We start from the raw sequence: 18,913 nt of genomic DNA, 5'->3' as shown, positions 1-18,913 counted from the left end.
TTTTCCATTTTATAGAGTTTATTGCTGAAGCGCCTTCTGTACCGCTGGCATCAGATCATTCTTGACGGATTCTGGCGTAAACGGCCCAACATGCTTGTAGACGATCTTTCCATCGGCATCGACGAGGAAGGTCTCAGGCACGCCGTAGACGCCCCATTCTATGGCTGAGCGGCCGGCACGGTCGGCACCGACTGCGGCAAATGGATTGCCAAGATCGCCCAAGAAACGGCGGGCGTTTTCGGGCTGGTCCTTATAATTAAGGCCAACTACCCGGATGCGCTCATCTTTGGCGATCTCCATCAGCAGCGGATGCTCCTGACGGCATGGGACGCACCATGATCCCCACACATTAACCAGTGTGAGCTTGCCTTTGAAATCTTCGCTGTTGAGGCCCGGGACAGGTGCGCCTTCATGCACAAGACCTTCCACCGGCGCGAGATTGGTTTGTGGAGCATCCTTGCCGATCAGGGCAGACGGAATAGTCGTGTTGTCTTTGCCGGATAAGAGCTGCACAGCAAAGATTGCGGCAAGGCCAACGAAAATCATCAACGGCAGCAGCGCAACCCAGGTTGCGCGTTTCTTTGTAGCTTCAGTCATCGTGCGGAACCAGATGCTTTGTCAGAACGGCGGCGCACGCCCTGCGCATCAAGCCGCTTCAGCTCATTTTTCTGAATGCGCTGATCAATTAAAAGCCAGCCAATGGTGACGGCAAGCGCTGCTGCTGCAATCCCGTAAGACGTCATCACATAAGCAAAGTGACTCATTGTGCGGCCTCCTCTTGCGCGTTAGCACGCTCTCTTTTCAGACGGCTGCGATCTGCGTTACGGGCGGCAAGCTTCTTCATCATTGCCACGCGACGACGCCAGATTTCATTGCGCATCGCCATCATATGTAATGTGAGAAACAACAGCGTGAAGCCAATCGCCATAACAAAAAGCGGGCGCAGCATGGAGCCGTCAATCGTCGGGCCGTCCATGCGGAACACCGAAGCGGGCTGATGTAGCGTGTTCCACCAGTCGACCGAGAATTTGATAATCGGGATGTTGATGAAGCCAACCAGTGTAAGCACTGCCACTGGCTTGGCGCTTTTTGCCGGGTCATCCATGGCGCGCGACAGCGCTATAATGCCAAGATACATCAGGAAAAGCACGAAAACGGATGTCAGGCGCGCGTCCCACACCCACCATGTGCCCCACATCGGCTTGCCCCAGAGCGAGCCGGTTGCAAGTGCCAATGCTGTGAAAACAGCACCCAAAGGTGCAGCTGCACGAATGGAGACATCGGCCAGCGGATGACGCCAGACCAATGTGCCAAGCGCCGAGATTGCCATGATCGAATAACACATCATCGAAAGCCATGCGAAAGGCACATGGATATACATGATGCGGACCGTCAACCCCTGCTGATAATCATCCGGTGACAGGAAAACCATATAAAGCCCTGCGGCCAGAAATAACGCAGAGAGGATTGCCAGCCACGGCAAAACCCGGCCCGCAAAGCCAAGAAAGCGCGTGGGGTTTGCCAGATCAAGCCAGCTTGTGGTTTTCACAATGTCATTCGTCATGGGCTATACTTATACCTGACGCGTTATGGCGTTCAATTGACCGTAATCAACTGCGACACTCTGCCGAACATGATCTGATCCGAAAACCGGTTCCCACTTTTCGGGATCATGCTCAATCCGCCGAGCTTTTCAACGATGCCGCAGCAGCCAATGGCCCCAAAATTGCGAAAAACAAAGTCAGGGCGCAGAGAATAAGAAACGGAGCAAAGAATGGTGCCACCATATCGGTCGCGCCATAAGATGCCGAGACGCCGAAAATGAGCACCGGAATGGTGAGCGGCAGCACAATCACCGAAACAAGCAAACCGCCGCGTGGAAGCGCAACCGCAAGGGCAGCGCCCACAGCGCCGATAAAGGTAATCGCTGGCGTTCCAACCAGAAGTGTGAGTGTGGTAGCAGCCGTTGCCGTCGCATCCATATTCATGAACAGCCCCAACAAAGGTGATGCAATCACCAGCGGCAAAACGCTTGCGACCCAGTGCGCAAAACATTTCACAAAGACTGTGAAAGCCAGCATATGCCGGTCTGCGCCGATCAGCAGCAGATCGAGCGAACCATCATCGCGGTCTGCCTGAAACAGCCGGTCGAGGCCAAGCAGTGTCGCCAGCAAAGCGCCGATCCACAACATGGCCGGACCAATCCGCGACAGCAGGTTAAGATCAGGGCCGACGCCGAACGGCATCACGGAAATGACCGCCAGAAAAAACAAGATGCCGATCAGCGCGCCACCACCGGCACGAAAACTCAGGCGTAAATCTCGCAAAAACAGCGCCAGCATCACACGGCCTCGTGCGAATATTGCGCCATATCGAGCGTTTTGACACCTTCGAGGCCGAGCGGAATATGTGTTGCGGCAATCACCATACCGCCGTCGCGCATATGATCGCGCATCAGTTCTGCAAAGCGCTCTTCCGATGCTTTGTCGAGACCCGCAGTCGGCTCATCGACAATCCAGAGCGGGCGATGACTGATCAACAGTTTTGCGATGGAAACGCGGCGCTTCTGCCCGGTTGAAAGATAGCCGAAAGGCAAATGCTCAACACCCGGCAGATCGACGGCTTCCAGCGCCTCATCAAGTTCAAGCGCTGCTGCGCCATTAAACTTTTGCCAGAACAGTAGATTTTCACGCACGCTCAAAGCAGGCTTCATTGCATTCTGGTGACCGAGATAATGACATGCTGCTTGAACAGGCAGGGTAGTCTCGTCTTCAACCAGCGTAATTTTGCCTTCTTCGGGAGCAAGCAATCCGCAGAGGATGCGCAGCAAAGTGGATTTCCCAGAACCATTCGGGCCCGTGACAATCAGCGCTTCGCCAGATGATAATTCAAATGAGAGGCTTGCGAAGATCGTCTCGCCACCGCGTTCGCCCGCCAGATTTTCGGCCCCAAGCCGCATATTCTCTCCTAGGGTCAAGCTGATCAAGCCGACCGGGATAACGTAACATTTTGCCGCAAGGGATGACGTTCACGATAATCTGTCTGGAATCGTTATAAGAAACTCCCTATATCTGAGTTACCATGCCAGCGGTCGGTGTGGAAACAAATTTTGGCCGATCTCAAACACTTGGCGCTTGCAAGAGCACAGGTTTCGGGACGGACAGCGGAAATGACTGCACCCGCACCTTGGCGCGTCCTTGAAACGCAAGCCTAGGCGTTCGTCCTGGTTTTCCGGCCAGTAGCATGAGGACGAACTAACGTGTCAAACATTGATAGTTTCAAAAGCCGCAAAACGCTTACCGTCAACGGTAAGGATTATATCTATTACAGCCTGACCGAAGCCGAAAAGAACGGTTTGACAGGCATTTCCAAGCTTCCATTTTCCATGAAGGTTCTGCTCGAGAACCTGCTGCGCTTTGAAGACGACCGCTCGGTTAAGAAGTCGGACATTGAAGCAGTTGCTGCGTGGCTTACAGACCGCGGTTCTGCCGGTGCAGAAATCGCTTACCGCCCTGCCCGCGTATTGATGCAGGACTTCACCGGCGTTCCAGCCGTTGTCGATCTTGCAGCCATGCGTGACGGCCTCAAGGCACTTGGTGGCGATCCGGAAAAGATCAATCCGCTGGTTCCTGTCGATCTTGTCATTGACCACTCGGTCATCGTGGATGAATTTGGCAATCCAAATGCGTTCAAGGCCAATGTTGATCTCGAATATGAGCGCAATGGCGAGCGTTACCGCTTTCTTAAGTGGGGCCAGCAGGCATTCAAAAACTTCCGCGTTGTTCCTCCGGGCACAGGCATCTGTCATCAGGTAAACCTTGAATATCTGGCGCAAGCCGTTTGGACCAAGGAAGAAGACGGCGTGACCGTCGCCTATCCTGACACATGCGTCGGCACAGACAGCCACACAACCATGGTCAATGGCCTTGGTGTTCTTGGCTGGGGTGTTGGTGGCATTGAAGCGGAAGCTTCGATGTTGGGTCAGCCTGTTTCCATGTTGTTGCCGGAAGTTATCGGCTTCCGCCTGACCGGGAAGGTTAAGGAAGGCGTGACCGCAACCGATCTGGTGCTTACGGTTACACAGATGCTGCGCAAGAAGGGCGTAGTCGGCAAGTTTGTTGAGTTCTTCGGCGAAGGCCTCGAAAACATGACGCTGGCTGATCGCGCCACTATTGCGAATATGGGCCCGGAATATGGCGCGACTTGCGGCTTCTTCCCGATCGACAAAGAAACGCTCAACTACATGAACACGACCGGTCGCGCAGAAGATCGTCTCGCGCTCGTGGAGGCTTATTCCCGCGCACAGGGCATGTGGCGTGAAGCCGGTTCGGAAGACCCTGTCTTCACCGATATTCTTGAGCTGGACATGAGCGAAGTTGTTCCGTCGATGGCTGGTCCAAAGCGTCCTGAAGGCCGTATTGCGCTAGAAAATATTGGCTCAGGCTTCGCGACCTCGCTTGAAACTGAATATAAAAAGACCACCGGCCAGACCACACGTTATCCGGTTGAAGGTGAAGACTATGATCTTGGTCATGGCGATGTGGCCATTGCCGCTATTACCTCCTGCACCAACACCTCTAACCCAAGCGTGCTGATTGCTGCTGGTCTTCTGGCCCGCAATGCCGTTGCCAAAGGTCTTAAAACCAAGCCTTGGGTTAAGACTTCACTTGCTCCCGGCTCTCAGGTTGTTGCCGCTTATCTTGAATCGGCTGGCCTTCAGAAAGACCTCGATGCGCTCGGTTTCAACCTCGTTGGCTTCGGCTGCACGACCTGTATCGGCAACTCCGGTCCATTGCCTGCACCAATCTCCAAGACCATCAACGAGAAGGGCCTGATCGCTGCTGCCGTACTTTCCGGCAACCGTAACTTTGAAGGCCGCGTCTCGCCGGACGTTCAGGCAAACTATCTGGCCTCGCCTCCGCTCGTTGTGGCTCATGCGCTTGCTGGTACGGTCACCATGGATCTGACCAAAGAGCCGCTTGGCGAAGATCAGAATGGCAATCCGGTATTCCTGCGTGACATCTGGCCTTCATCGGCTGAGATTCAGGATTTCATCGCAAAGAACGTAACCCGCAAAGTCTTCTCCGAAAAATATGCGGACGTGTTCAAGGGCGACGAAAACTGGCAGGCTGTGCAGGTGCCAGCGGGTCAGACCTATGCATGGGACGACAATTCGACCTATGTGCAGAACCCGCCTTACTTCGTGGGCATGGGCAAGTCGGCTGGCACGATTGCAGACGTGAAGGGCGCGCGCGTTCTTGGCCTGTTTGGCGACAAGATCACGACCGACCATATTTCGCCTGCCGGTTCCATCAAGGCACAGTCGCCTGCTGGTAAATATCTCATCGATCATGGCGTCGGCATTGCCGACTTCAACCAGTACGGCACGCGCCGTGGCAATCATGAAGTGATGATGCGTGGCACTTTCGCAAATATCCGTATTCGCAACCACATGCTGGGCGAAAATGGTCGCGAGGGTGGTTACACCATTCACTATCCGTCAAAGGAAGAAACTTCGATCTATGATGCTGCCATGCAGTATAAGGCCGAAGGCGTTCCGCTGGTCATCTTTGCGGGTGTGGAGTATGGCAACGGCTCGTCGCGTGACTGGGCTGCAAAGGGCACCAATCTGCTTGGCGTCAAGGCCGTGATTGCGCAGTCGTTCGAGCGTATTCACCGCTCCAACCTCGTTGGCATGGGCATTGTGCCATTTGTGTTTGAGGAAGGTACAAGCTGGCAGACACTGGGTCTGAAGGGCGACGAAATCGTCTCCATTGAAGGCCTTGCCGATGTACGCCCGCGTCAGAAGGTTGAAGCTTCGATCACCTTTGCAGATGGGACAGTGAAGAAGGTTCCACTGATCTGCCGTATCGATACGCTGGACGAACTCGACTACATGAAGAACGGCGGCATTTTGCAGACCGTTCTGCGCGATCTCGCTGCTTAATCAGCGCGTTCATAAAACAAAAAGGCCGCTGGAGGAATCCGGCGGTTTTTTTCATTTTATAGCCCCGAACGAATCATTTCCCTGATTTTCAAAGCCTTCTCAAAGTGATCCAGCTTATGGGTTTTGATCCACCATTCTGCTGCTTCCATAAGCAGGTCTGGGTCTGAGTTTTTATTGGCAAAGAATGCATAAAAGGAAATGCCGACCGTCTCGCCCTTTTTCGCGATTTTCTCATCGCAAATAGCGATGGCCTTTTCTCTTAAACTCGACCTCATATTCACTCAGTCCCTTACTTATATAAGTGCGCGTGGGCCACACTTATCGCAAGCAAGCTCAAACGTGGGATAAAAGAAACACCCATATGACAAAAACTGCGACAAATCTCACTGCAACGTGACTTCCTATTGATCGTCGCAATTCCTACATAATAGATGTCAGCGTCAATTATAGCAGGATGAAACCAAAGTGACCTTCCACTCCCCTTTTAATGGGACATATACATGGCTTTCCGACGAGTGCGCTCCCGGTCTGCGTTGTGTTTGTGCTGCCTTGGGGATGGCGTTCACTGGTTGCCTGTCAATGAGTGGCGCTGCAAAGGCACAGGACAACAGCACACGCACATCGGTGCTTGAGCTTTATACCAGCCAGGGCTGCAAATCCTGCCCGCAGGCTGATAAGAATTTAGCATCCTATGCGGATGATCCAAACGTTCTGGCGCTGTCGTTTCATGTTAATTACTGGGATTATATGGGATGGCGCGATACGCTTGCCTCTCAGGATAATACCGACCGACAGAATGCCTATCGCAATTCATTCAATGCGAAGATGGTTTATACACCGCAGGCTATCGTCAATGGTGCTGCTGAGATGAACGGCAACGACGCTCAGGTCGTGAAAACGCATCTGACAGACAACAAGCTCAATGTGCCGGTTTCAATCACCAAACTGGATGACGGACGTCTTTCGATTGAGATTGCAGCCGGTGAAAAGCCGGAAAAGCCCGTGCATGTTGTGATGTTTTATCTGCGCGATTCGGTGACGATACCAATCGAAAAAGGCGAAAACGCCGGTCAATCCGTGACTTATCGCAATACGGTAACAGACATCAACACAATCGGCATGTGGGACGGCAAAGCGCTTAAGATTGAACTGCCGGCGTCAGAACTCACGCGCAAAGATGTGAGCGGCTGCGCAGTCGTTTTGCAGGAAAGCAACAGCGAAAAGGCTCTCGGCCCTATTCACGGCGCAGCGATCTTTAAGCAGAAAAATCCGCTGGCTCTTTGAGCCCAAAAGGCGACGTTTCAAGCGTATAAAATTACTTTGTCATTTCGGGAAATCTTGCCGCTGTCTCAACAGCTAACCATCAGAGGTTGGTTCGGTTCGGGCAGTCCTTTGGGCGGGGGGCTTGGGGTCGGACATACCCGGACCGAACCGTCTCAGGCAACGAGCTAATATATGCCACAGAATCGGGCCGGAATGGGGATTTGACAAGGCCAAAATGTGGCCAGCGATCACCATTGAGAACAGCTATTCTCTTTTCGTGATCAGCTAATATACAACTAATTGGGAGTAGTTTTGTATAGACCAATCAGAGAGTGAGCGCTAGCCCTCAAACACAACCTTGCAAAGATTTAATAAAAGCATCACCATAGCACTATGAAGCAAGATATTGCCGCTTGCTCATTCCCTTCACGACCAATTCTGCGATGAAAGGAACACAATGGATATTCCAAGCGCTGCGAATGAAGATCAATCATCGCAACCCATTTCCCCTATATCGGCAACGCCAAAAGTAGTCCCTCTTGGCACATCACGTCCGCAACCCCCAACGGTCAGTTTTGACAGGCACGAGCTGGGAAAAATCCTCAATATTTATGGACGCATGGTCGCAACAGGCGCGTGGCGCGATTACGCCATCGATCATCTTGCCGACAGAGCAGTATTTTCCATCTTTCGGCGCGCCAGCGAGGTGCCGTTGTTTCGGGTTGAGAAAAACCCCAAGCTTGCGAACAAGCAAGGTGCGTATTCGGTTATTGCCGCAAGCGGACTGATAATGAAACGCGGGCATGAGCTTGAACGCGTGCTGCGCGTTTTCGATAAAAGCCTTAAGCTCGTAGACAATTAAAACGCGCATCTTATCCGAAAACCGCTTCGCACTTTTCGGGATGCTGCTCTTTTTGACGCGCATCTTATCCGAAAACCGCTTCGCACTTTTCGGGATGCTGCTCTTTTTGACGCGCATCTTATCCGAAAACCGCTTCGCACTTTTCGGGATGCGCTTTATTAAATCAGCGGCATTGGCCCTGGATCAACCGTACAGCCACCATTGAGCGGCAACTGCATCAACACCGTATCAAGCCAACGCCCATGCTTGAAACCCGATCCCTGAATACGCCCACAATGGACGTAGCCAAGGCTCTCATGCAGCTTTACTGAGCCAATATTGTGCTCGCCGTCACCAACCACTGCCAGCAACTGCCGGAAGCCGAGCGCTGTTGCGCGTTTGATGAGTTCGCCAAGCAGAAGCTTACCGACACCCTTCCCCTTCGCATCGGGTGCGATATAGATCGAATCCTCAGCAAGCCAGCGATAGGCCGGGCGGGTGCGGAAATAGCTGATATAGGCATAGCCAAGAACCAGCCCGTTTTCTTCGGCAACCAGAATTGGAAAGCCCTGTTCGACAAAGTTATCGAAGCGCCGTGCCATGTCTTCAAGCGTCGGCGGCTCGAGATCATAGGAACCTGAGCCGTTTAACACGGCTTCGGTATAGATGGTTGTGATAGCTTCAATGTCGGTGGGATGAAAGTCGCGAATATGGGGCATGTGGGCCGGGACTCAGTTTGAAATTACCCGCTGAGCATGACTCCAGGCATCTCTTTTGAAAAGCAAAAAGGGCAGCGTTTCCGCTGCCCTTTCGCAATAACTCTATTCCAACTTGATTAGTCACGGTTGCCCATGAACTGAAGCAGGAACATGAACATGTTGATGAAGTCGAGGTACAGACGCAGCGCGCCCATAACAACCTTGCGGCCCTGCGATTCAGCAGAATCACCTTCGAAGTACATTTCCTTGATCGACTGTGTGTCGTAAGCGGTCAAACCTGCGAAGATCAGAACGCCAATCACCGAGATTGCAAACTGCAGCGCGGTGGAGCCGAGGAAAATGTTAACAACCGAAGCGATGATCAGGCCGAACAGACCCATCATCAGGAACGAGCCCATCGCCGACAGATCACGCTTAGTGGTGTAGCCGTAAAGCGACAGGGCGCCGAACGAGGCAGCGGTTACGAAGAAGGTGCGAACGATGCTCTGTCCGGTATAAACCAGAAAGATCGACGACAGCGAGAGACCAACGAGCGCTGCATAGCCCCAGAAAACGGCGCTAGCCGTGCCAACCGAAAGGCGCTCGATACGGAAGCTCAGGAAGAATACGGCAGCCAACGGCGCGAGCATAACAACCCAGCGCAGTGGCGATGTGTAGAGTGCTGCACCAAGTGCAGTGAGCATTTTGCCGTTTGCCATCTGTGCAACCGCAGCCGACGGATCGGTTGTGACAGCCAGTGACGAAACAGCCAAAGCAGCAAGGCCGGTAACAACCAGACCAATTGCCATCATATTGTAGACGCCGAGCATATAGCTGCGGAGGCCCTGATCGATGTCGGCTCCAACACGAGCGCCACCTACCGGCCTCTGCTGTGCCTGAATATTGCGAAAGTCAGCCATGACTTAAATCCCTTTGCGTTGTCCCGTCCGGTGTCGAGGTCAGGCTCTTTTCGAGCCGCTCCCAGGCGCCGCTGGCGAGACCCCAGCATGCCTGCGTTTTATTATGGGGATTTTGCCGCTCTCACACAAGTACTACTTGAAAAAAATCGTGATGAGTCTGGTTGAAATACGGATCGCATTATCCATGCGATCCAAAGGCTTAAGCGATTTTAAGCTCTCACATTACAAATGCTTCATAAGGTACGAAGCACATTTGCGGGCTTCTGACCCAGCACCCGCCATGTTCCGGCAAGACCAAAACCGACAGTCAGCACCAGAGCTACACCAACCGTCATCAGTGCAACATCCGGTAGAAACTGTGCTTTGAGCTTCATCACTTCCACAACCACATACCAGCCCGCGACACCGCCAGCGACCAGCGCAAACACGGCGGTTGCCAGACCCAACAGCATATATTCAATGATATAAGCGCTAATCAGCGTGCCACGCGTGGCACCCAGTGTTTTCAGCACCACTGCATCGTGAACACGGGCGCGATTGCCCGCAGCCAGAGCGCCGCCGAGCACCAGAACAGACGCCGCAAGCGCAATAGATGCTGCTGCACGAATTGCTGTTGCAAGCTGGCTGATCAGATCGTTCGCCACATCCAGCGCATCTGTCACGCTGACAGTGGTAACCGCTGGCCATGTTTTTGTAACCTGTCGCAAAACATCGGGTGCGAGATTTTTCTGGCCATCAGGAATGGTCAGCGTCGCAAGCCATGTGGCAGGTGCTCCGGCAAATGTATTGGGCGAGAACACCATGACGAAATTCATCGCCAGCGTTTCCCATTGCAACTGCCGGAAGCTTGCGATTTTGGCATTGATATTGCGGCCAAGCACGTTGACCGTAACCATATCGCCAACTTTCAGACCCAGCTCTTTGCCTTCGCGTTCAGCAAAAGACACAAGCGGTTCGCCGGTGTAATTTTCCGGCCACCATTCGCCTTCAGTTAGGGTCGAGTTTTCAGGAACCTTGTCGGCAAAGGTAATGCCGCGGTCGCCGCGCAGCACCCATGCAGCCTCCGGAGGAATGGTCATGTCACGCACATTGGTGCCGTTGAAAGCAACGATGCGTCCCCGCAGCATTGGTCCGGAAGTCAGTTTGCCATCCGGCACAATGCCGGTGACAAGCTTTGTGAAGTCGCCAATGTCGTTGTTCTGGATATCAACAAAGAAGAAGTCCGGGGCCTGCGCCGGAATATTCTCCGTCACCTGACGACGAAGATTGCCGTCGATCAGCGCTATCGCCACCATCAGCGTGAGACCAAGGCCGAGCGAAAGCACAACGGATGGTGTCAGAGCGCCGGGGCGATAAATATTGCCAATTGCAAGACGAAAGGCGGTCGAGCGTGTACGCGGCGCACGGCGCGCCAGCCAGCGGATACCATCCGCCACAAGGCGCAGAATACCAAAGGCTGCGATCGAGGCCACGATGAATATCGCCGCAATCCGCCTGTCATAAGCGACGTAAAGTGCCAACCCTGCCAGTGCAGCAATCAGCAGAACCGCAAGCGACAGGTATAAAAACGGTGGTAATCCGCGTTGCTCAAAGCCCTGTTCGCGAAACAGTGCAGTCGCCGGAATATTGCGCGCGCGACCAAGTGGTATAATCGCAAATGCAAGGGTTGTGATGAGGCCGAACACGGCTGCCAAAGCGAGTGCATCGGGGAAGAAACCACCACCACCCGCAACTGGCAGATAATTGGCAAGCGCCAAAGCAGCTGCAAATGGGATGATAGCCGCAAGAACCAGTCCGATCGCAATGCCCATCAAACCGATGACCATGATCTGGACCAGATAGACCAGCACGGCAAACCGCGCAGGCGCGCCCAGTGATTTGAAGGTAGCAATCACACCGCGCTTGCCATCAAGATAAGCGCGCACGGCATTGGCCACACCAACACCGCCGACGATCAACGCGGTCAGGCCAACCAGCGTGAGAAACTGCGAAAAACGTTCAATATTGGCGGTTAGTGCTGGCGCGGCATTGTTGCGCGAACGGATATTCCAACCCGCGTCGGAGAAGTCGGCAGTTGCGCGTTCGCGCAATTGCGCGATTGCAGTATCAGGCGCGCCATCAGGCAATGCGACCTTATAAATATGATCGACAAGGCTTCCGGGTTGGATCAGGCCAGATGCGCGAAGACCATCTATTGAGACAAGAAATCGCGGTGCAAAATTAAAGCCAGACGACAGGAGGTCAGGTTCGCTTTCGATCAGCGCGCGCAGTTCAAAAGTCTCGGAACCGAGCAGAACTTTCGTACCGAGCTTCACACCCATCCGGTTGAGGAAATCCTGACTGACAGCAGCACCGTAAGCGCCGTCCTGCTGTTTCGTCATGTCCTCGAACGAAAACTCTGGTGCGACTTTCAATTCGCCATAAAGCGGATAGACAGCATCGACCGCCTTCACTTCGACCAGCGACTGATCAGAGCCATCCGGCAGACGCGCCATCGAGCGCATTGTCGCACTTTCAGCGACCTTGCCTTGGCTGTCTATGAAAGCGCGCTCTTCTACGCTTGCTTCGCGCTGGTTAAGCGCAAAGCTGACATCGCCACCTAGAATGCTCTGCCCTTCTGCGGCAATGCCAGTGCTGACCGAACGGGCAACCGAATTAACGCCGCCAATGGCTGCGACACCCAAAGCGATACAGGCCAGAAAAATATAGAAGCCGGAAAGCCCGCCGCGCATTTCGCGCAGCGCAAAGCGAAGAGCAAGAGAGAAAGAAGCGAGCCTGCTCATGCGCTAGCCGCCGCTGTTTCAAGCGCTGGCTCTTTTCGGGCTGGTTCTTCAATGCGGCCTGAACGAACCGGAATTTCCTGATCACAACGCGCTGCAAGCGATGGATCATGCGTGACAAGCACCATGGTCAGGCCGTTTTCACGCTGTTTGGAAAACAAAAGATCAGCGATTTGTCGACCTGTCGCCGTATCAAGATTGCCTGTCGGCTCATCAGCAATCAGGATTTTCGGGCTTGGCGCAAGCGCACGGGCAATTGCCACACGCTGCTGCTCGCCACCGGAAAGTTCTGAGGGATAATGCGTGAGCCGCTCGCCAAGGCCGACTGCACGCAATTCGCGTTCGGCAACTTCAAACGCATCTCTGCGGCCTGCAAGCTCAAGCGGCACGGCAACATTTTCCAGTGCCGTCATGTTCGGAATGAGATGAAATGACTGGAAGACGATCCCGATATTCGCGCCACGAAATGCGGCAGCCTGATCCTCGGTCATTTGGCTGATGGTTTCGCCTGCGATTTTCACCGTGCCCTGATCGATATGTTCAAGACCAGCCAGCACCATCAACAGTGTGGACTTGCCCGAGCCTGATGGACCGACAATACCCACAGAGCGCCCCTGCGCAATGGAAAGCGAGACGCCTTTAAGCACATGCACGGATGATGCCGCATGTCCCAGAGTCAGATGAACATTATCAAGTTGAATGATCGGCTCTAGCTCGATGATCGGAGCATGATTTAGCGAAGTCACCTGTTCCGTCACGCGTTTTTCTTCCTATATGAATATTAAGAGCCGAAGCGCGTCACAAAAATGATCTTGTTTTGCGCAAGAAGGAATCATGTAGGTGGATCCACCACCAATTAGCTAGATATGGGTTGCTAACGATGCGTTTCAAACACTCGATCACGGTTTGGTTATCGATTTTTGTCGTAGCTGCGTCTTTTATTGCTACCGCTGCGCGTGCGCAGGAAGACCCTACGGGGCTTGAGGACGCATTGCCAACCGAGCAACTGGCACCCGTCAAAATTGTTGGCTTCGGCGATAGTCTGATGGCGGGCTATCTTCTGCCTTCAAATGCCGCCTTCCCGCAGCAACTCGAAAAAGCGCTTGATGATAAGGGTTATGAAGTCAGCATCGAGAATGCTGGCGTGTCGGGCGACACCACCACGGGTGGTCTTGCGCGCATCGACTGGTCTATACCCGATGGCACGGATCTGGTGATCCTAGAACTCGGAGCAAATGATGCGCTACGTGGGATTGCGCCTGATATTACTGAGAAGAACCTTGATGAAATGCTCTCGCGGCTGAAAACACGCGGCATCTCGGTTATTCTCGCAGGTATGATGGCGCCGCCTAACATGGGCAAAGACTATGCCGACAAGTTCAATCCAATTTTTCCGAAGCTAGCGCAAAAATATGGCGTGCCGCTGTATCCATTTTTCCTTGATGGCGTTGCTGCACAAAAGCAGTTGCAACTTGAAGACGGCATGCACCCGAATGAAAAGGGCGTGGAAACGATGGTGAGCAATTTTATGCCAACAATCGAGAAAGCGTTGAAAGCTGAACAAAAGACGGGGACATCAGGCGGCTGACACAAACCGCAGGCATAAACAGCTTGCCCAAGAAGGCGAAGAATGATTCGCTAAGAAATACATCGATTAGGAAAAAGAGATTCGTTTTTCCGATAGTCGATGCACAGGCACTCTAAGTCAGAGCGTCCTCCCGTGGCTAAGCCACACGACGCTCTGGATCAGAACCGTTCGAGGAGGATGCTTAATGCCGCGTCTCTTTACTGCCCTCGAAATCCCGCGCGACGCCGCGCTTTCGCTTTCGTTATTACGGGGCGGACTCCCAGGCGCACGCTGGATTGATGTCGAAAACTACCATATAACTCTGCGTTTTATTGGGGATGTGGAAGGCCATGTGGCCGACGAAGTTGCCAATGCACTGGATCGCGTAAGGCGTCCCGAATTCATGCTCAACCTGTCCGGTGTAGATGCTTTCGGTTCCAAGAAACCGCACAGCATCTATGCGGGTGTATCACCCTCCCCCGAACTCAATGCGTTGCAGAGCGAAATAGAACGCATCTGCCAGCGGCTTCATATTCCGGCTGATCCACGCAAATTCACGCCCCATGTGACTTTGGCACGGCTGAGAAATCCACATATTGCGGATGTCGTGCATTATCTTTCATCACGCGGAAACTTCTCAACAATGCCATTCAAACTGGGCCGCTTCGTGCTGATGTCGTCACGTGATTCTGTTGGCGGTGGACCTTATATTGTCGAAGAAGCCTGGCCTTTGATGGCAGCCTCCCGCCAGAACTGGTCGGCAAGCGCTTTAGAGGATGCGAGCACCATCCGGTAAACCTGCTCGAAATCCCCGATGTTTCCATAATAAGGATCGGGGATTTCAACTGCTTTACCCTCTGCTATTTCGGTGAAAAGCCCGATACGCGCAGTCGTGTTCGCAGGCTGGCGCTGCGCGATCATACGCATATTGTAGCGGTCCATTCCAAGAATGAGATCAAAGCGGGTGAAATCTGTCGCGGTCAACTGGCGGCAAGATTGTTCTGAAATATCAAGGCCATGCTTTGCCGCAACCCGGACTGAGCGCTCATCAGGCTCTTCGCCCGTATGATAGCCGTTTGTTCCTGCCGAATCGATCTTCACATGTTTGATGCCACGCTTGGCCAAAACATATTCCATCACGCCTTCTGCGAGCGGAGAACGGCAGATATTGCCTGCACAGACAAACAGAATACTGGTTGGGGCTTGTTGGGTCACGGAACTCTCGCGGCTATGATAAGTTATCATCAGAACCGCAACATAGGCGAAATGTGATGGCACGCAACAGGCTGACAGAAGAAGAACTCAAACAAGCACTCAGCGACCTTGAAGGCTGGCAGAAGGTCGATGGCCGCGAGGCGATCAGCAAAAGCTTCAAGTTCAAGGACTTCAATGCAGCTTTTGGATTTATGACGCGGGCAGCGCTTTATGCGGAGAAATTCGACCATCACCCGGAATGGTTCAATGTTTATAATCGCGTCGATGTTACGCTTTCAACGCATAGCGAGAACGGCATTACGGAACTAGATATTAAGCTTGCACGCAAAATGAATGCGATTATGTGATTGGTTCAAACTTTTGAAATATAAACGAAAATCGTCTTTTTCTGAAAATTGAAACTGCCGTCACGGTTTCTCGCGATGTATGGCAGTGCTTTGGTCAGATCAACGCGATCACTCCACTGTTGGCCGAGTGCGCCGCCATTAATACTGCGAATAAACACATCTCCTATCGAAACGGCAGAATGGAAAATGTGGCCAGCTCTCACATCGTAAAAGCCGATAGCGCGTCCGTATGGCAGTGAAGAATAACCGTTCCACAATTCCCCAGCCCGGAAGTTTAGCAGCGGTATCCAGTTTTGGCCGGATGTACCACGTAAGGTATGCTCTGAAATACCCGCACCAAGCAGAAAGCGCATATAGGCCGTGATGTCATAGCAAATGCCGTCTTTCACATCGATATTGACCTGATCGCCAACATCCTGCGCGGCTGCGAGTTGATGGCCGCGATAGAACTGGCTCGACCGGTCACTGCGCACAAAGTTTTCGCCATAACCAGTTAAATGCATTGAATAGCTCCACTCCCTCAGATCTTGTTCAGCCCTAAAAAGGCAAAATCCATAATCCGGTGATTTGGGATGCGCGGTGAAGCTGATGGTTCTGGCAGGGTCTGCCAGTGTCTCATCGGGTAGAAAACTTGAAAATGACGAAAAATAATCCCATCTTCTTTTGGTGCAGCCCTCTATCTGGCTGACAGGAGTTAAACTGACTATGGATCGCACCAAGATTGATGACATCCTCGAACCCGGAAGCGAGCGCGACCACGAGAAGCGCAGCGAACGGGTGAAACAGGGCTTCTGGAAGACTGCACGTCGTGCTGGTCGTATGGTCCCGTTCATGGACGAAGTCGTAGCGGCTTATTATTGCGCGCTCGATGAAAAGACCCCGACCCGCGTGCGCATGACACTGATGGCGGCCCTCGCCTATTTCGTGCTTCCGTTCGACATTATTCCCGACATGCTGGTGGGCATTGGCTTTACCGACGATATTGCCGTACTGATGGCTGCATTGACCGCTGTACGCACACATATAACGCCAGCGCACAGAATCGCAGCGCGTGAGGCTATGCGCGATGAGGGCGAAGCCGCTTAAGCTCTGTTTCACAGATTTGTGACGGTGGAATACATCGCTCATAGCGAATTGACGCGATATGACAAACTCTTGCCGCTTTCTTTTCATTGAAGTTGGCAACGGGATCGTGGTGGGCTTTTCCCACTCGTTCAAGTTTTCTTTCAAAACTTCACCGTTTGGTAACCCAGATTAAGGCACATTAAGGGTCATCAAACGGGGCGGCGTGTTGAACGGCGACATCCCGATATTCGACTTTGAAGCAAACGAAAGAGAACCGGTAAAAAATCATGCTTGGAAAATCGATCGTCGCGGCTTCGGTGTTCACGATTGCAATGGCAGGCTCAGCACTCGCCCAGACACCGACCCAGATTAAGCAGTTCGACGCCTGGGGCGCATATAGCTACCAGTCTGCCAATGGCAAGGTTTGCTATGTCCTGTCCGTTCCGACGGTTAAAGCGCCCGCCAATGTTGATCATGGCGATAACTTTTTCCTCGTGAGCAAGAAGCCAGGACAGAACGTTAACCTCGAGCCGCAGTTTATGGCTGGCTACGAGCTGAACGCCAATGCGAATGCCAAGGTTATTGTCACCGTGGGAGCTCGCAATTTTACGATGTTCGTGAATGGTAAGTCGGGCTGGATGGAAAATGCAGCCGAAGAGCCGCAGCTGATTGCAGCGATGCGCGGCGGTGCGGACATGAAGGTGCAGGCACAGTCCAAGCGCGGCACAAAGACCAATTATACCTATTCGCTCAAGGGCATTTCGGCAGCGCTCGCAGCCATTCAGAATTGCAAATAGTTCATTTGGTCCAAGCTAAAACTATAAGCCGGGGCTTCGCTCCGGCTTTTCTTTTCGACACTGCATCCTCACTTATGCATGTCTGCCGCGACAGACTGCGGGATGACGGATGCAATATTGTGTGCTAAGAGCGCGCGCAACAGGCTCGCATTTCAGATGAACGAGCCCATATATCCATGCAATCGACAAAATTACCGGCGCGCTTTATGCGGTCGCCCCCAACAGTTGAAAAAAGATGTCCATTTCGTTCGACCTGACCATTGATGATACGCGTGACCAGCTTGCCCGCCATGTGCGCGCAAATATGGAGCAAAAGCCGTCGCTCATCGGCATGTCGCGTGAGGAAATGGCTGATGAGCTGATTAAGATTGGCGTGTTGCCAAAGCAGGTCAAGATGCGCATTGCGCAGCTCTGGCACTGGCTTTATGTCCGCGGCGTTTCCGATTTTGCCGATATGCGCAATATCTCGAAGGATCTGCGCGCCCTTCTGGCGCAGCATTTCACCATTGCGCGCCCGGAAGTGGTTGAAGAACAGATTTCGCAGGATGGCACGCGCAAATGGCTGTTCCGCTTTCCGCCACGCGGTGCTGGACGTCCGGTTGAAATCGAATGCGTCTATATTCCTGAAGAAGGTCGCGGCACGCTGTGTATTTCCTCTCAGGTTGGCTGCACACTGACGTGCACTTTCTGCCATACCGGCACGCAGAAGCTGGTGCGCAATCTGACCTCTGAAGAAATTCTGGCTCAGTTGATGACCGCGCGTGATCGTCTGGGCGACTTCCCGGAAACGGACACACCAGACGGTGCGATCGTGCCAGCTGAAGGCCGCAAGGTCACCAACATCGTTATGATGGGCATGGGCGAACCGCTTTATAACTTCGATGAAGTGAAAAAAGCTCTGCTGATTGCGTCTGATGGCGATGGTCTGGCACTTTCCAAGCGCCGCATCACGCTTTCGACCTCTGGCGTCGTGCCTGAAATCTATCGCACCGGCGAAGAAATCGGCGTGATGCTGGCGATTTCGCTGCATGCCGTGCGCGATGAATTGCGCGATCTTCTGGTGCCAATCAATAAGAAATATCCACTGGAACAGCTTCTCAAAGCGTGCCGCGAATATCCGGGCCTGTCGAACGCCAAGCGCATTACATTTGAATATGTGATGCTCAAGGACGTCAATGACAGCATGGAAGACGCCAAACTGCTCGTAAAGCTTTTGCGCGGCATTCCAGCCAAGATCAATCTGATCCCGTTCAACCCATGGCCCGGCACGAATTATCAGTGCTCGGACTGGGAGCATATTGAACGCTTTGCCGATTATGTGAACGCTGCCGGTTATGCTTCGCCGATCCGTACACCACGCGGTCGCGATATTCTGGCTGCCTGCGGTCAGTTGAAGTCGGAATCAGAACGTATGCGCAAAAGCGAGCGTCTGGCGCTTGAAGCTATGATGATTGCCGGGCACGGTGAATAATT

At 53.1% G+C, this 18,913-nt stretch carries 21 protein-coding genes; 9 read left to right on the top strand and 12 right to left on the bottom strand.

What is annotated here, in order from left to right; translation table 11 throughout:
• Positions 1–18 precede the first annotated feature (18 nt).
• The 5 genes from WH356_RS06020 to ccmA form a co-directional block, all read right to left on the bottom strand.
• Positions 19–597, bottom strand: coding sequence for a DsbE family thiol:disulfide interchange protein (locus WH356_RS06020; RefSeq protein WP_339509282.1), 579 nt, complete (start codon positions 595–597; stop codon positions 19–21).
• On the bottom strand, positions 594–764 hold the full coding sequence (ccmD, locus tag WH356_RS06015; RefSeq protein ID WP_339509281.1) for a heme exporter protein CcmD: 171 nt from the start codon (positions 762–764) through the stop codon (positions 594–596). The genes WH356_RS06020 and ccmD overlap by 4 nt, the downstream gene beginning before the upstream one ends.
• A complete protein-coding gene (locus WH356_RS06010; RefSeq protein ID WP_339509280.1) occupies positions 761–1,564 on the bottom strand; it encodes a heme ABC transporter permease in 804 nt (267 codons plus the stop codon). The genes ccmD and WH356_RS06010 overlap by 4 nt, the downstream gene beginning before the upstream one ends.
• A gap of 112 nt (positions 1,565–1,676) precedes the next feature.
• Complete coding sequence (gene ccmB, locus WH356_RS06005) at positions 1,677–2,342, bottom strand: heme exporter protein CcmB (RefSeq protein WP_339509279.1); 666 nt, start codon at positions 2,340–2,342, stop codon at positions 1,677–1,679.
• Complete coding sequence (ccmA, locus tag WH356_RS06000) at positions 2,342–2,959, bottom strand: heme ABC exporter ATP-binding protein CcmA (RefSeq protein WP_339509278.1); 618 nt, start codon at positions 2,957–2,959, stop codon at positions 2,342–2,344. The genes ccmB and ccmA overlap by 1 nt, the downstream gene beginning before the upstream one ends.
• Before the next feature lie 300 nt (positions 2,960–3,259).
• On the opposite strand from ccmA, the gene acnA reads away from it, so the two are divergent.
• The gene (gene acnA, locus WH356_RS05995) at positions 3,260–5,947 is read left to right on the top strand and encodes an aconitate hydratase AcnA (RefSeq protein WP_339509277.1); all 2,688 of its coding nucleotides are present in this window, start codon (positions 3,260–3,262) and stop codon (positions 5,945–5,947) included.
• Between the two features lie 56 nt (positions 5,948–6,003).
• Here the strand turns inward: acnA and WH356_RS05990 are convergent, their stop codons facing one another.
• Complete coding sequence (locus WH356_RS05990; RefSeq protein ID WP_339509276.1) at positions 6,004–6,222, bottom strand: DUF6500 family protein; 219 nt, start codon at positions 6,220–6,222, stop codon at positions 6,004–6,006.
• 274 nt (positions 6,223–6,496) lie between these two features.
• Between WH356_RS05990 and WH356_RS05985 the strand changes: the two genes are divergently transcribed.
• Together WH356_RS05985 and WH356_RS05980 are read left to right on the top strand one after the other, a co-directional pair.
• The gene (locus WH356_RS05985; protein ID WP_339509519.1) at positions 6,497–7,231 is read left to right on the top strand and encodes a DUF1223 domain-containing protein; all 735 of its coding nucleotides are present in this window, start codon (positions 6,497–6,499) and stop codon (positions 7,229–7,231) included.
• Between the two features lie 436 nt (positions 7,232–7,667).
• A complete protein-coding gene (locus WH356_RS05980; protein ID WP_339509275.1) occupies positions 7,668–8,072 on the top strand; it encodes a DUF2794 domain-containing protein in 405 nt (134 codons plus the stop codon).
• A 158-nt stretch (positions 8,073–8,230) separates the two neighbouring features.
• On the opposite strand, the gene WH356_RS05975 is transcribed toward WH356_RS05980, so the two are convergent.
• The 4 genes from WH356_RS05975 to WH356_RS05960 all read right to left on the bottom strand — a co-directional run bounded on the left by WH356_RS05975 (position 8,231) and on the right by WH356_RS05960 (position 13,171).
• The gene (locus WH356_RS05975) at positions 8,231–8,770 is read right to left on the bottom strand and encodes a GNAT family N-acetyltransferase (protein ID WP_339509274.1); all 540 of its coding nucleotides are present in this window, start codon (positions 8,768–8,770) and stop codon (positions 8,231–8,233) included.
• A 116-nt stretch (positions 8,771–8,886) separates the two neighbouring features.
• A complete protein-coding gene (locus WH356_RS05970; RefSeq protein WP_339509273.1) occupies positions 8,887–9,669 on the bottom strand; it encodes a Bax inhibitor-1/YccA family protein in 783 nt (260 codons plus the stop codon).
• A gap of 233 nt (positions 9,670–9,902) precedes the next feature.
• Entirely contained in the window at positions 9,903–12,452 is a 2,550-nt protein-coding gene (locus WH356_RS05965; RefSeq protein WP_339509272.1) for an ABC transporter permease, read from the bottom strand.
• Positions 12,449–13,171 (bottom strand): ABC transporter ATP-binding protein, encoded by a 723-nt coding sequence (locus WH356_RS05960; protein WP_339509518.1) that lies wholly within the window; start codon positions 13,169–13,171, stop codon positions 12,449–12,451. The genes WH356_RS05965 and WH356_RS05960 overlap by 4 nt, the downstream gene beginning before the upstream one ends.
• 158 nt (positions 13,172–13,329) lie before the next feature.
• Between WH356_RS05960 and WH356_RS05955 the strand changes: the two genes are divergently transcribed.
• The gene (locus tag WH356_RS05955) at positions 13,330–14,037 is read left to right on the top strand and encodes an arylesterase (RefSeq protein ID WP_339509271.1); all 708 of its coding nucleotides are present in this window, start codon (positions 13,330–13,332) and stop codon (positions 14,035–14,037) included.
• Positions 14,038–14,221: 184 nt separating this feature from the next.
• Entirely contained in the window at positions 14,222–14,812 is a 591-nt protein-coding gene (gene thpR / locus WH356_RS05950) for an RNA 2',3'-cyclic phosphodiesterase (protein ID WP_339509270.1), read from the top strand.
• On the opposite strand, the gene WH356_RS05945 is transcribed toward thpR, so the two are convergent.
• Positions 14,722–15,261: a low molecular weight protein-tyrosine-phosphatase gene (locus WH356_RS05945; RefSeq protein WP_339509269.1), complete on the bottom strand. Its 540-nt coding sequence runs from the start codon at positions 15,259–15,261 to the stop codon at positions 14,722–14,724. The two genes, thpR and WH356_RS05945, sit on opposite strands and share 91 nt — an antisense overlap.
• A gap of 26 nt (positions 15,262–15,287) precedes the next feature.
• Between WH356_RS05945 and WH356_RS05940 the strand changes: the two genes are divergently transcribed.
• Positions 15,288–15,578, top strand: coding sequence for a 4a-hydroxytetrahydrobiopterin dehydratase (locus WH356_RS05940; RefSeq protein WP_339509268.1), 291 nt, complete (start codon positions 15,288–15,290; stop codon positions 15,576–15,578).
• 5 nt (positions 15,579–15,583) lie between these two features.
• Here WH356_RS05940 and WH356_RS05935 read toward each other — a convergent pair whose 3' ends face one another.
• Positions 15,584–16,081 carry a hypothetical protein gene (locus WH356_RS05935; RefSeq protein ID WP_339509267.1) on the bottom strand — a complete coding sequence of 166 codons (498 nt, stop codon included), beginning with the start codon at positions 16,079–16,081 and terminating at the stop codon, positions 15,584–15,586.
• Positions 16,082–16,283: 202 nt separating this feature from the next.
• On the opposite strand from WH356_RS05935, the gene WH356_RS05930 reads away from it, so the two are divergent.
• From WH356_RS05930 to rlmN, 3 genes are all read left to right on the top strand, one after another.
• Positions 16,284–16,664 carry a YkvA family protein gene (locus WH356_RS05930; protein WP_339509266.1) on the top strand — a complete coding sequence of 127 codons (381 nt, stop codon included), beginning with the start codon at positions 16,284–16,286 and terminating at the stop codon, positions 16,662–16,664.
• 266 nt (positions 16,665–16,930) lie between these two features.
• Positions 16,931–17,440, top strand: a complete 510-nt coding sequence (locus WH356_RS05925) for an invasion associated locus B family protein (RefSeq protein WP_339509265.1) — start codon at positions 16,931–16,933, stop codon at positions 17,438–17,440.
• Between the two features lie 235 nt (positions 17,441–17,675).
• Complete coding sequence (rlmN, locus tag WH356_RS05920; RefSeq protein WP_339509264.1) at positions 17,676–18,911, top strand: 23S rRNA (adenine(2503)-C(2))-methyltransferase RlmN; 1,236 nt, start codon at positions 17,676–17,678, stop codon at positions 18,909–18,911.
• Positions 18,912–18,913 lie beyond the last annotated feature (2 nt).

This window comes from Ochrobactrum sp. MYb379 (genome assembly GCF_037479515.1).
Classification (GTDB): Bacteria; Pseudomonadota; Alphaproteobacteria; order Rhizobiales; family Rhizobiaceae; genus Brucella.
This window is presented reverse-complemented; position numbering and strand designations above follow the sequence as displayed.